This is a genomic window from Corynebacterium sp. HMSC055A01 (assembly GCF_001809405.1).
Lineage (GTDB): Bacteria > Actinomycetota > Actinomycetes > Mycobacteriales > Mycobacteriaceae > Corynebacterium > Corynebacterium hesseae.
Window position 1 is genome coordinate 1 of the sequence record NZ_KV797573.1, and the last position, 261, is coordinate 261.

Annotated in this window: 1 rRNA gene; it reads right to left on the reverse strand. The window is 51.0% G+C overall.

Annotated elements, in window-relative coordinates:
- Nucleotides 1-261, reverse strand: a 23S ribosomal RNA gene (locus HMPREF2604_RS06065); the annotation flags it as partial.

The window sequence follows — 261 nt, forward strand, 5'->3', positions numbered from 1 at the left end:
TCATAGTCTCCCACCTATCCTACACAAACCGAACCGAACACCAATACCAAGCTATAGTGAAGGTCCCGGGGTCTTTTCGTCCTGCCGCGCGTAACGAGCATCTTTACTCGTAGTGCAATTTCACCGGGCCTGTGGTTGAGACAGCAGAGAAGTCGTTACGCCATTCGTGCAGGTCGGAACTTACCCGACAAGGAATTTCGCTACCTTAGGATGGTTATAGTTACCACCGCCGTTTACTGGGGCTTAAATTCTCAGCTTCGC